The sequence below is a fragment of the Klebsiella sp. WP8-S18-ESBL-06 genome, from assembly GCF_014169755.1.
Lineage (GTDB): Bacteria > Pseudomonadota > Gammaproteobacteria > Enterobacterales > Enterobacteriaceae > Kluyvera > Kluyvera ascorbata_B.
Genome location: NZ_AP022256.1, coordinates 3,692,447 through 3,705,062, shown reverse-complemented (window position 1 = coordinate 3,705,062; position 12,616 = coordinate 3,692,447). Strand labels below are relative to the sequence as shown.

Here is a 12,616-nt window from a genome sequence, read left to right as displayed (position 1 = left end):
CTGTTTAAGTTAAGACTTGGTTTGTTCTGACTGAGCAGCGCCCGCTGCGGCTTGCTGTTTGTCGTCAGAAGTGACTTCCTGCGCTTTGACCTGCACGCCCGGTTTCACTTTTTGCAGACCGGTAATAATGACGCGATCGCCATCCTTCAGTCCTTCGGTGACCAGCCATTTGTCGCCAATGGCCTGTGCGGCAACAATCTGGCGGGTTTCGACTTTATCATCAGCGCCAACAACCAGCGCGCTCGCATCGCCGCGCGGCGTACGGGTCACGCCCTGTTGCGGAACCAGCAGCGCGTTCGGGTTGGTCCCTTCTTCCAGACGTGCGCGAACGAACATGCCCGGCAGCAGCGTATGGTCTGGGTTCGGGAAAATAGCGCGCAGCGTGATAGAACCGGTGGTCTGATCAACGGTCACATCAGAGAACTCTAAGGTGCCGCTCTGCGGATATTTGATGCCGTCATTGGTCACAAGATCCACTTTCGCTTTGCCGTTTTCCTGTTTCAGCTTGCCGTCCGCCAGCTCCTGCTTAAGGCGCAGGAAGTCGTTGCTGGACTGGGTAACGTCAACATAGATAGGGTCCAACTGCTGAACGGTTGCCAGCGCGGTAGCTTGCCCGTTCTGCACCAGCGCGCCCTCGGTAACCGAAGATTTGCCAATGCGCCCGCTGATCGGGGAGGTCACTTTGGTATAAGCCAGGTTGATACGTGCGGTTTCTACCGCCGCTTTGGCAGCGACTACCGCAGCGTTAGCCTGCTGCGCATCGGCAACAGCCGTATCGTAATCCTGTTTGCTGATGTACTGCGTACCCAACAGTTTGGAGTAACGATTCACGGTCAGCTTTGCGATGTTGGCCGCGGCCTGCGCTTTGGCTAAATCACCTTTGGCGCTTTCGTAAGATGCCTGATACGTTGCTGGATCAATCTGATAAAGCGACTCACCGGCGGTGATTTCACCCCCTTCCGTAAAGTTGCGCTTCAGAATAATACCGCTGACCTGCGGGCGTACTTCTGCAATGCGGAAGGCGCTGGTGCGGCCCGGCAGTTCCGTCGTGATTACAAGAGGTTCAGATTTGAGCGTCACGACGCCAACTTCTGGTGCGTGTTGTGCTCCTTGCTGAGCTGGTTTGTCGTCACATCCTGTTAGCGCTAAGCTGCCTGAGAGCATCAGAACGACCGCCAGAGGCGTTAACCCTCTGTTTTTGTTCATATGTAAACCTCGAGTGTCCGATTTCAAATTGATCAATGAAGCAAGCGTCACAAACCCATTGCTGCGCTTGTATTATCGTCATACTATGGTACATACATTCATAAATGTATGTAAATCTAACCCCTGCAATTTCACCGACCTATGGCACGAAAAACCAAAGAACAAGCGCAAGCTACGCGTCAGCACATACTGGATGTCGCCCTACGGTTGTTTTCGCAGCAGGGGGTATCATCTACCTCACTTGCCGAGATTGCAAAAGCGGCCGGGGTGACGCGTGGCGCAATCTACTGGCATTTCAAGGATAAGTCGGATCTCTTTAACGAAATCTGGGTGTTATCAGAGTCCAGTATTAGCGATCTTGAGATTGAGTATCGGGCAAAATTCCCAGGTGATCCACTCTCAGTTTTGAGGGAAATACTGGTTTACATTCTGGAAGCGACCGTTATCGAAGAACGCCGACGCCTGATGACGGAAATTATTTATCACAAATGTGAGTTTGTCGGCGAAATGGCCGTTGTGCAACAGGCACAGCGGAGTTTATGTTTGGAAAGTTACGATCGCATTGAACAGACGTTAAATGACTGTGTCATCGCCGGGGTATTACCGACCAATCTGCTCAGCCGTCGGGCGGCCATTTTGACCCGCAGCTATATTTCCGGGCTGATGGAAAACTGGCTATTTGCGCCCGACTCCTTTGACCTGCGCGGCGAAGCGCAGGCTTATGTCGCTATCCTGCTCGAAATGTATCAATTTTGCCCAACGCTGCGCGCCGAAACACAGCCTTAATCACGGGCTTATTACCAGGAATAATCCTGGCGTCTCTGACTGTTCGCCTGTACCCAGAAGTGCTATTCTGCGCGGGCGTTTATCCCCGGTTCTTCACCGGCTTTAACAACCACTCACGTTAACATTATGCTGCATAATATCCGCCCACGGGGCACGATTTCCGCATTTATCATTATTGCTGTCTGCTTTCTGTTTACGATGGCCGCGGCGCAGGCGCGCGCGATTAACGGCAATGATATTCCTGACCGCGCCGATGTCCAGGATCAGCTGACCGCCCTCAATAATAAGAAAGACCTGACGCCGCAAGATAAGCTGGTACAACAGGATCTCACGGAAACCCTGCAACTTCTCGATAAAATCGACGCGGTGAAGGCGGAATCGACAGCACTGCAAAAGCAGATCGATCAGGCGCCGATGAAGCTGCGCCAGGCGACCGATAATCTCAACGCCCTGAGCGACGTCGACAATGACGATGAAACGCGCAAGACGCTGAGCACGCTCTCGCTGCGCCAGCTGGAAGCTCGAGTTTCCCAGTCGGTTGACGATCTGCAAAATGCGCAAAACGATCTCGCGACTTACAACAGCCAACTGGTCTCACTACAAACCCAGCCCGAGCGCGTCCAGAACTCGATGAACGCGGCCTCGCAGCAGCTGCTGCAGGTGCGCAACAGCCTCAACGGCAGCACCGTCGGCGATGCGCTGCGCCCCACGGAGCAGGCCAAACTGCTGGTGCAAAAATCGCTGCTGGATGCCGAAATTGAACTGCAGCGTAAGAGCCTTGCGGGGAACACCGTGCTGCAGGATACGCTGCAAAAGCAGCGCGACTATGTGACCGCCTACAGCAACCGTCTTGAACATCAGCTTCAGCTGTTGCAGGAGGCCGTGAGCAGCAAGCGTCTCACGCTATCGGAAAAAACGGCCGCCGAAACCGCCTCGCCGGAAGAGACCGCCCGTATTCAGGGCAATCCGCTGGTGAAGCAGGAGCTGGAAATTAACCACCAGCTAAGTCAGAAACTGATTACCGCCACTGAAAGCGGCAACCAGCTGGTGCAGCAAAATATTAAGGTGAAAACCTGGCTTGACCGCGCCCTGCAGTCTGAACGTAACGTGAAAGAGCAAATTGCCGTACTGAAGGGGAGCCTGCTGCTGTCGCGTATTCTCTACCAGCAGCAGCAGACGCTACCGTCGGCCGACGAGCTGGAGGATATGACCACCCGCATCGCCGACCTGCGTCTTGAGCAGTTTGAGATCAACCAGCAGCGTGATGCCCTGTTCCAGAGCGACGATTTCGTTGCGAAGCTGGAAGAGGGGCACAGCAGCGAAGTCGACAGCGAAGTGCACGACGCGCTGCTGCAAATTGTTGATGCGCGCCGCGAGATGCTCGACCTGATCAACAAGCAGTTGGGTAGCCAACTGATGATGGCCATCAACCTGCAAATTAACCAACAGCAGTTGATGAGCGTATCGAAAAGCCTGAAATCAATCCTTACCCAGCAAATCTTCTGGGTAAACAGCAACAAACCGATGGACTGGGACTGGATTAAATCGTTCCCGGAAGCGCTGAAAGATCAGTTTAAGTCGATGAAAATCACCGTCAACTGGGAGAAAGCGTGGCCCGCGGTGTTTATCGCCTTCCTTGCGGGGCTGCCGCTGTTGTTGATTGCCGGGCTGATACGCTGGCGGCTACAGTGGCTGCGCAATTACCAGGATAAGCTGGGCGACCAGGTGGGTAATCTGCGTAACGATAGCCAGATGCACACGCCAAAGGCCATCTTCATCGATCTTATTCGCGCGCTGCCTGTGGTGCTGCTGATTCTGGCGGTCGGCCTGATCCTGCTGACCATGCAGCTCAATATCAGCGCACTGCTGTGGGCGTTTTCGAAAAAACTGGCCATGTACTGGCTGGTGTTCGGTCTGTGCTGGAAAGTGCTGGAGAAAAACGGCGTGGCCGTGCGGCACTTTAATATGCCAGAGCAGCTCACCAGCCACTGGCGTCGTCAAATTGTGCGTATCAGCCTGGCGCTGCTGCCGCTGCATTTCTGGTCAGTGGTGTCTGAACTTTCGCCGCTGAACCTGATGGACGATGTGCTGGGGCAGTTTGTTATTCTGCTTAACCTGCTGGTGATTACGGCACTGATGTGGCCAATGTGCCGCGAAAGCTGGCGTGACAAAGAGTCGCATAGCCTGCGTCTGATCACCATGACCGTGCTGGCGCTGGTGCCAGTGGGGCTGATGGTGCTGACCGCCACCGGCTACTTCTATACCACCCTGCGTCTGTCCGGTCGTTGGATTGAAACCGTCTACCTGGTTATTTTCTGGAACCTGCTGTACCAGACGGTCCTGCGCGGATTAAGCGTGGCGGCGCGTCGTATCGCCTATCGCCGCGCGGTCGCCCGTCGTCAGAATCTGGTGAAGGAGGGGGCCGAAGGGGCCGAACCGCAGGAAGAACCCGCGATTGCCCTGGAGCAGATCAACCAGCAGACGCTGCGTATCACCATGCTGGTGATGGTGGCGCTGTTTGGCGTGATGTTCTGGGCCATCTGGTCTGACTTAATCACCGTCTTTAGCTACCTCGACAGCATCACCCTGTGGCACTACAACGGCACCGAGGCCGGGGCCAGCGTGGTGAAAAATGTCACCATGGGCAGTTTGCTGTTTGCCATTATCGCTTCAATGGTCGCCTGGGCGTTGATTCGTAACTTACCGGGTCTGCTGGAAGTGCTGGTGCTCTCACGGCTGAATATGCGTCAGGGGGCGTCGTATGCCATCACCACGATCCTGAACTACGTGATTATCGCCGTGGGCGCAATGACCGTATTCGGCTCGTTGGGGGTATCGTGGGATAAACTGCAATGGCTGGCCGCCGCGCTGTCGGTTGGTTTAGGTTTCGGCCTGCAGGAGATTTTCGGTAACTTTGTGTCCGGCCTGATTATTCTGTTCGAACGCCCGGTACGTATTGGCGATACCGTGACCATTGGCACCTTCTCCGGGACGGTTAGCAAGATCCGTATTCGCGCGACCACCATCACCGACTTTGACCGTAAAGAAGTGATCATCCCGAACAAGGCCTTCGTCACCGAACGGCTGATCAACTGGTCTCTGAGCGATACCATCACCCGCGTGGTGATCCGTCTTGGCGTGGCCTACGGATCGGATCTGACCAAGGTGAAAGAGGTGCTGCTCAAAGCGGCGATGGAACATCCGAAAGTGATGCACGATCCGGAGCCTTTGGTGTTCTTTACCGCCTTCGGCGCCAGCACCCTCGATCACGAACTGCGTCTGTACGTACGTGAACTGCGCGATCGCAGCTACACCGTTGACGAACTGAACCGCACAATCGACCGTCTGTGCCGCGAAAACGACATCAACATTGCCTTTAACCAGCTGGAAGTGCACCTGCACAACGAGAAGGGCGATGAAGTGACGGAAGTGAAGCGCGACAGTAAAAATGACGGCAAAGACTTGATTGCTGATTAATCGGTAGGCCGGATAAGCGCTGCGCCATCAGGCGCGCCGCCGTATATTGCCGCATGGCGGCATCGTCTTATCCGGCCTGCGGATCGGGCTAGCTGTTGTTCCCTTGCTGCCTGGCGTTGGCGCTATGGCGCTTCGTCCGGGCGGCTTTTCAGCTTGTTGATGTAATCTTTGCGCACCATCTCCAGCGCGCTGAGCACAATTTCCGGGGCGATATGGTTGCTCTCCAGCAGTTCGATCAAATCGACCGCTAGCTTGACGTCATCGGGCGCATTTTCCAGCGACATAGCTTCTCCTCTAGCGCGCGATACGCGCCAGTATTCGTTCAATTTCCTCGAGCGCCTGGCGGCAGCGGGTAAGGCGACCGTCAAAGGCAGTGATTTCGCGCGCCAGACGCTGCTGATCCTCAAGCGTTGTAGCCTGCTGATATTGCTGCTGGCGCTGCTGCTTCATCTCCAGCAGACGACGTTCAAACTCCTGCGTTTCCAGCCTTTTACGCTGCCAGCGGCGCAGGCCGGGTGAGGGGCTATCCCACATGCGCAGTGACCAGGCTTCGCTCTCGCGGCTGATGGCCTCAATTTGCGCCGCCAGGCGTTCGGCGAGCCAGGCGACCTGCGGCAGCTGCTGCCGATCAACGGCGTGCTTAAGCTCCTCAAAATGCGCTTGGGCTTCATCGAGGTAGGCCTGCATTCTGGTGCTGCGCGTCTGGAAAAGCTGGCGGTCAAAGCGCGCGCTCAGCATGGCGTGCGCAGCAAGGGGCGCAATGCGCGTCTGAAGCCGCGCAAGCTGTTGTTCCAGCGTTTGTAAAAGCAGGGCCGTTTTCACCGGATTCTCCGTTTTCTTGTTATCGGCTATGCTACAGTAGCAGACTCATTTGATAACGATTCGCATTATGCAGCGTACTATTTTAATCATTATTGGCTGGCTGGCGGTAGCCCTCGGCACCATCGGGGTGGTTCTGCCGCTGCTGCCGACGACGCCATTTATTCTGCTGGCTGCCTGGTGCTTTGCGCGCTCGTCGCCGCGCTTCCATCACTGGCTGCTTTATCGCTCCTGGTTTGGCGGCTACCTGCGCCACTGGCAGCGCTATAAGGCGATGCCGCCGGGGGCCAAACCGCGCGCCATCGCGGTGATTTTGCTGACGTTTGGCGTTTCTCTGTGGCTGGTGGAGATGACGTGGGTGCGCGTGCTGCTGCTGATGATCCTCGCCGGGTTGCTGGTTTTTCTTTGGCGAATCCCGGTGGTTGATGCAGAACAACAAAAGTCATGAAGCGCATTAATGGTGTTGCATTTCTGCGAGCTAGCCAGTAAATTCTGGCGTTTTCGAGCACAGGCGCGCCTGGTTAAAAGTTATCCAATTGTTGCTTTTAACCCATTTTGCTCGCCTTGAGTAACACTGTTTCAATCAGGCACAAACCTATGACCGCAACTGCACAGCAGCTTGAATATCTGAAAAACAGCATCCAGAGCATCCAGGATTATCCGAAACCTGGCATTCTTTTCCGCGATGTCACCAGCTTACTGGAAGACCCGAAAGCCTACGCGCTCAGCATTGAATTGCTGGTTGAGAAATACAAAGACGCCGGTATTACCAAAGTGGTGGGTACCGAAGCGCGTGGTTTCCTGTTTGGTGCACCTGTTGCGCTGGCAATGGGCGTAGGTTTTGTCCCGGTGCGCAAACCGCGCAAGCTGCCGCGCGAAACGATCGCCGAAAGCTATGAACTGGAGTACGGCACCGATCAGCTGGAAATCCACGTTGATGCAATCAAACCGGGCGACAAAGTTCTGGTGGTTGACGATCTGCTGGCTACCGGCGGGACTATCGAAGCGACGGTTAAATTGATCCGCCGTCTGGGTGGCGAAGTGCACGATGCGGCCTTCATCATCAACCTGTTCGATCTGGGCGGCGAACAGCGCCTGGAAAAACAGGGTATCACCAGCTACAGTCTGGTGAATTTCCCGGGTCACTAAGCATTTCCCGATACATGGCCTCGCCGATCCGGCGGGGCTGTGGTAGCATTACCCCCTCGTGAATCCACCTTCCAGCGTTTCAGAGCCTGCCAATGAGTTATCAGGTCTTAGCCCGAAAATGGCGCCCACAAACCTTTGCTGACGTCGTCGGCCAGGAACATGTGCTGACCGCACTGGCGAACGGCTTATCGTTAGGGCGCATTCATCACGCATATCTCTTTTCCGGCACCCGTGGCGTCGGGAAAACCTCTATCGCCCGTTTGCTGGCGAAGGGGCTGAACTGCGAAACCGGCATTACCGCCACGCCGTGCGGCGTGTGTGATAACTGCCGCGAAATTGAACAGGGGCGTTTCGTCGACTTAATTGAGATCGATGCCGCCTCGCGAACCAAAGTTGAAGATACCCGCGACCTGCTGGATAACGTCCAGTACGCGCCCGCGCGCGGCCGCTTTAAGGTGTATCTCATCGATGAAGTGCACATGCTCTCCCGCCACAGCTTCAACGCGCTGTTGAAGACGCTGGAGGAGCCGCCTGCGCACGTCAAATTCCTGCTGGCGACGACCGATCCGCAAAAGCTGCCGGTGACTATTCTGTCGCGCTGCCTGCAGTTCCACCTGAAGGCGCTGGACGTTGAGCAGATTCGTCATCAGCTTGAACATATCCTCGATGAAGAGCATATCGCCCACGAGCCTCGCGCCCTGCAGCTGCTGGCGCGTGCGGCGGATGGCAGCCTGCGTGACGCCTTAAGCCTCACCGATCAGGCGATTGCCAGCGGCGAAGGCCAGCTAACGACCGTCTCCGTCAGTGAGATGCTCGGTACCCTGGACGACGACCAGGCGCTGTCACTCATTGAAGCGCTGGTGGTCGCCGACGGCGAGCGGACGATGGCGCTGGTCAACGAGGCCGCGCTGCGAGGCGTTGACTGGGAGGCGCTGCTGGTTGAAATGCAGAGCCTGCTGCACCGTATCGCGATGGTTCAGCTGTCGCCTGCGGCACTGGGTAGCGATATGGCGGCCATTGAACAGCGGATGCGCAACCTGGCGCGCACCGTGCCGCCGACCGACGTGCAGCTGTACTACCAGACGCTACTGATTGGCCGAAAAGAGCTGCCGTACGCGCCGGACAGGCGTATGGGCATTGAAATGACGCTGCTGCGCGCATTGGCATTTCATCCGAATGCGCCTCTGCCGGAGCCGGAAAGGCCGCAGCAGACGTTTGCGCCTGCCTATGCACCTGTGACGCAACAGCCCGCGCCAATGCCTTCTGCCGCACCGATGACGCCGCCGCCTGCGGCCGCGCCGTTGCCAGATTCCACTAATCAGGTGCTGGCCGCGCGACGTCAGTTGCAGCAGAGCAGTCAGGGAGCAACCACCCCAAAAAAGAGTGAACCGGCAGCCGCTTCCCGCGCGCGGCCGGTGAATAACGCTGCGCTGGAAAGACTGGCTTCGGTGTCCGAACGCGTTCAGGCACGCCCGGCACCGTCCGCGTTGACCCAACCGGCGGCGAAAAAAGAGGCTTATCGCTGGAAAGCGACCACGCCGGTTGCAGAGGTAAAAAAAGAGGAAGTCGCCACCCCGAAGGCGCTGAAAAAAGCGCTGGAGCACGAAAAAACGCCGGAACTGTCGGCGAAGCTGGCGGCGGAATCATTAGCGCGCGACCCCTGGGCAGCGGAAGTCAGCCAGATGGCGCTGCCAAAGCTGGTCGAGCAGGTGGCGCTCAACGCGTGGAAAGAGCAGAACGGTAACGCCGTATGCCTGCATCTTCGCCCCACGCAGCGGCACCTTAATTCACCTGGCGCGAAGCAGAAGCTGGCCGAAGCGATGGCCACTTTATACGGCGAGCCTGTTGAATTGACCATCGTGGAAGATGATAATCCGGCGGTGCGTACGCCGCTGGAGTGGCGACAGGCCATTTATGAAGAGAAGCTCGCGCAGGCGCGCGAGTCGATTATCGCGGATAATAACATCCAGACCCTGCGCCGATTCTTCGACGCGGACCTGGATGAAGAAAGTATCCGCCCCATTTGACCGCAAGCCGCGCTTACGGTCGGTATTTTTTAACGTGACCTACTGAGAGAGAAGCCTATGTTTGGTAAAGGCGGTCTGGGTAACCTGATGAAACAGGCCCAGCAGATGCAAGACAAAATGCAGAAAATGCAGGAAGAAATCGCCCAGCTGGAAGTCACCGGCGAATCTGGCGCAGGTCTGGTCAAAGTGACCATCAACGGCGCGCATAACTGCCGTCGCGTTGAAATCGACCCAAGCCTGCTGGAAGACGACAAAGAGATGCTGGAAGATCTCGTCGCTGCGGCGTTCAATGATGCGGCGCGCCGTATTGATGAAACCCAGAAAGAGAAAATGGCCTCTGTATCCTCCGGTATGCAGCTGCCGCCAGGCTTCAAGATGCCGTTCTGATGCAAACCAGTCCGCTGTTAACTCAGCTGATGGAAGCGCTGCGCTGCCTGCCGGGCGTTGGCCCGAAGTCAGCGCAGCGCATGGCGTTTACCCTGCTGCAGCGCGATCGCAGCGGGGGAATGCGCCTGGCGCAGTCCTTAACGCGTGCGATGTCGGAAATCGGCCACTGCGCTGATTGCCGCACCTTCACCGAACAGGACGTGTGCAATATCTGTGCGAACCCGCGTCGCCAGGAAAACGGCCAAATCTGCGTGGTGGAGAGTCCGGCAGACATTTACGCCATTGAGCAGACCGGGCAGTTCTCCGGCCGCTACTTCGTGCTGATGGGCCACCTGTCGCCGCTCGACGGCATCGGCCCGGACGATATCGGCCTCGATCGTCTGGAGCAACGTCTGGAAACGGAGCAGCTCACGGAAATCATTCTCGCCACCAACCCCACGGTGGAAGGGGAAGCCACGGCCAACTATATTGCCGAGCTGTGCGCGCAGTATGGCGTTGATGCTAGCCGTATCGCCCACGGCGTGCCGGTTGGCGGCGAGCTGGAGATGGTTGACGGCACCACGCTGTCGCACTCTCTGGCCGGGCGCCATAAGATTCGTTTTTAATCAAACGAGAGCAGGATTTTCTGCTCTCGCTTGAAATTCTCGCTACCCATCCCCATTTTCCTCTCATCGCTTTTTTTACCTTGTAATCACCATTGAGGTATTTTGCAATGAAAGGACAAGAAACACGTGGCTTTCAGTCAGAAGTAAAACAGCTTCTGCACCTGATGATCCATTCTCTGTATTCCAATAAAGAAATTTTCCTGCGTGAGCTTATCTCTAACGCTTCAGATGCTGCCGACAAGCTGCGCTTCCGCGCGCTGTCCAACCCGGATCTGTATGAGGGCGACGGCGAACTGCGCGTGCGCGTCTCCTTCGATAAAGATAAGCGTACGTTGACCATCGCCGATAACGGCGTGGGTATGAACCGCGACGAAGTGATTGACCACCTGGGGACTATCGCAAAATCCGGCACCAAAGCCTTCCTCGAGTCCATGGGCTCCGACCAGGCGAAAGACAGCCAGCTTATCGGCCAGTTCGGCGTCGGCTTCTACTCGGCGTTTATCGTCGCGGATAAAGTCACCGTGCGCACCCGTGCGGCGGGCGATAAGCCGGAAAACGGCGTGTTCTGGGAATCTGCCGGTGAAGGTGAATACACCGTCGCGGACATCACCAAAGAAGACCGCGGCACCGAAATTACTCTGCACCTGCGTGAAGACGAAAGCGAGTTCCTCGACGACTGGCGCGTGCGTTCAATTATCAGCAAATATTCCGACCATATCGCGCTGCCGGTAGAAATTGAAAAATCCGAAGAGAAAGACGGTGAAACCGTTGTCTCCTGGGAGAAAATCAACAAAGCGCAGGCGCTGTGGACGCGTAATAAAGCTGAGCTTAACGACGACGAATACAAAGAGTTCTACAAGCATATCGCCCATGACTTTACCGATCCGCTGACCTGGAGCCACAACCGTGTGGAAGGGAAGCAGGAGTACACCAGCCTGCTGTATATCCCGTCGCAGGCGCCGTGGGATATGTGGAACCGCGATCATAAACACGGCCTGAAGCTGTACGTGCAGCGCGTCTTTATCATGGACGATGCCGAACAGTTTATGCCGAACTACCTGCGCTTCGTGCGCGGCCTGATAGACTCCAACGATCTGCCGCTGAACGTTTCACGTGAGATCCTGCAAGACAGCACCGTCACCCGAAATCTGCGCAACGCGCTGACCAAACGCGTGCTGCAAATGCTGGAAAAACTGGCGAAAGACGATGCCGAGAAATACCTGACCTTCTGGAAACAGTTTGGCCTGGTACTGAAAGAAGGCCCGGCGGAAGATCACGGTAATCAGGAAGCGATTGCCAAACTGCTGCGCTTTGCTTCTACCCATACCGACTCTTCCGAGCAGAGCGTGTCGCTGGCCGACTACGTCTCGCGTATGAAAGAAGGGCAGGAGAAAATCTACTACATCACCGCCGACAGCTACGCCGCGGCGAAAAGCAGCCCGCACCTGGAGCTGCTGCGTAAGAAAGGCATCGAAGTGCTGCTGCTTTCTGACCGCATCGATGAGTGGATGATGAACTACCTGACCGAGTTCGACGGCAAACCGTTCCAGTCAGTGGCGAAAGCTGACGAGTCTATCGACAAACTGGCGGATGAAGTCGACGAAAGCGCGAAGGAAGCGGAAAAAGCGCTGACGCCGTTCGTTGAACGCGTGAAAACCCTGCTGGGTGATCGCGTGAAAGAAGTGCGTTTGACCCATCGTCTGACCGACACGCCGGCGATTGTCACTACCGATGCTGACGAAATGAGCACCCAGATGGCGAAACTGTTCGCCGCGGCGGGCCAGGCTGCGCCGGAAGTGAAATACATCTTTGAACTGAACCCGGATCACGTACTGGTGAAACGCACTGCCGATACCCAGGACGACGAGCAGTTTAAAGAGTGGGTTGAGCTGCTGCTTGACCAGGCGCTGTTCGCCGAGCGCGGTACGCTGGAAGATCCTAACCAGTTTATCCGCCGTATGAACCAGCTGCTGGTGTCCTGATAGCCATAATGTAATGCCGGATGGCGCTAACGCTTATCCGGCCTACAGCTTCTCATCGATCGTAGGCCGGATAAGGTGTTTACACCGCCATCCGGCATTTTCTCTCCTTATTATCAATTTTCCCACCGTTAACCGTTTCAGCGTAGCCCGCTTCCTTGAGCCAATGCCGCGTTGGTGG

General features: G+C 56.3%; 11 protein-coding genes and 1 other annotated feature. Of the genes, 8 read left to right on the top strand and 3 right to left on the bottom strand.

Annotation, left to right across the window (positions count from 1 at the left end; translation table 11 throughout):
* Window positions 1-9: 9 nt before the first annotated feature.
* A complete protein-coding gene (acrA, locus tag H7R76_RS17715) occupies window positions 10-1,206 on the bottom strand; it encodes a multidrug efflux RND transporter periplasmic adaptor subunit AcrA (RefSeq protein ID WP_106930570.1) in 1,197 nt (398 codons plus the stop codon).
* 141 nt (window positions 1,207-1,347) lie between these two features.
* Here acrA and acrR point away from each other — a divergent pair, with 141 nt between their 5' ends.
* Both acrR and mscK read left to right on the top strand, forming a co-directional pair.
* Complete coding sequence (gene acrR, locus H7R76_RS17710) at window positions 1,348-1,992, top strand: multidrug efflux transporter transcriptional repressor AcrR (RefSeq protein ID WP_106930568.1); 645 nt, start codon at window positions 1,348-1,350, stop codon at window positions 1,990-1,992.
* 126 nt (window positions 1,993-2,118) lie between these two features.
* A complete protein-coding gene (gene mscK / locus H7R76_RS17705) occupies window positions 2,119-5,469 on the top strand; it encodes a mechanosensitive channel MscK (RefSeq protein ID WP_182965976.1) in 3,351 nt (1,116 codons plus the stop codon).
* 122 nt (window positions 5,470-5,591) lie between these two features.
* Here the strand turns inward: mscK and rsmS are convergent, their stop codons facing one another.
* Both rsmS and priC read right to left on the bottom strand, forming a co-directional pair.
* Window positions 5,592-5,753, bottom strand: a complete 162-nt coding sequence (rsmS, locus tag H7R76_RS17700) for a pleiotropic regulatory protein RsmS (protein ID WP_106930564.1) — start codon at window positions 5,751-5,753, stop codon at window positions 5,592-5,594.
* A gap of 10 nt (window positions 5,754-5,763) precedes the next feature.
* Window positions 5,764-6,291 carry a primosomal replication protein N'' gene (gene priC, locus H7R76_RS17695; RefSeq protein ID WP_182965974.1) on the bottom strand — a complete coding sequence of 176 codons (528 nt, stop codon included), beginning with the start codon at window positions 6,289-6,291 and terminating at the stop codon, window positions 5,764-5,766.
* 67 nt (window positions 6,292-6,358) lie between these two features.
* On the opposite strand from priC, the gene H7R76_RS17690 reads away from it, so the two are divergent.
* The 6 genes from H7R76_RS17690 (at window position 6,359) to htpG (ending at window position 12,438) form a co-directional block, all read left to right on the top strand.
* Window positions 6,359-6,736 (top strand): DUF454 family protein, encoded by a 378-nt coding sequence (locus tag H7R76_RS17690; RefSeq protein WP_106930560.1) that lies wholly within the window; start codon window positions 6,359-6,361, stop codon window positions 6,734-6,736.
* Between the two features lie 149 nt (window positions 6,737-6,885).
* On the top strand, window positions 6,886-7,437 hold the full coding sequence (apt, locus tag H7R76_RS17685) for an adenine phosphoribosyltransferase (RefSeq protein WP_052283817.1): 552 nt from the start codon (window positions 6,886-6,888) through the stop codon (window positions 7,435-7,437).
* 92 nt (window positions 7,438-7,529) lie between these two features.
* Window positions 7,530-9,464, top strand: a complete 1,935-nt coding sequence (gene dnaX / locus H7R76_RS17680) for a DNA polymerase III subunit gamma/tau (RefSeq protein ID WP_182965972.1) — start codon at window positions 7,530-7,532, stop codon at window positions 9,462-9,464.
* Window positions 8,794-8,858: a sequence feature (DnaX frameshifting element), on the top strand. It overlaps the preceding gene by 65 nt.
* 57 nt (window positions 9,465-9,521) lie before the next feature.
* On the top strand, window positions 9,522-9,851 hold the full coding sequence (locus tag H7R76_RS17675) for a YbaB/EbfC family nucleoid-associated protein (protein WP_064548013.1): 330 nt from the start codon (window positions 9,522-9,524) through the stop codon (window positions 9,849-9,851).
* Window positions 9,851-10,456: a recombination mediator RecR gene (recR, locus tag H7R76_RS17670; protein ID WP_106930556.1), complete on the top strand. Its 606-nt coding sequence runs from the start codon at window positions 9,851-9,853 to the stop codon at window positions 10,454-10,456. The genes H7R76_RS17675 and recR overlap by 1 nt, the downstream gene beginning before the upstream one ends.
* Window positions 10,457-10,563: 107 nt before the next feature.
* A complete protein-coding gene (htpG, locus tag H7R76_RS17665) occupies window positions 10,564-12,438 on the top strand; it encodes a molecular chaperone HtpG (RefSeq protein WP_182929371.1) in 1,875 nt (624 codons plus the stop codon).
* The last annotated feature ends 178 nt before the right edge of the window (window positions 12,439-12,616 follow it).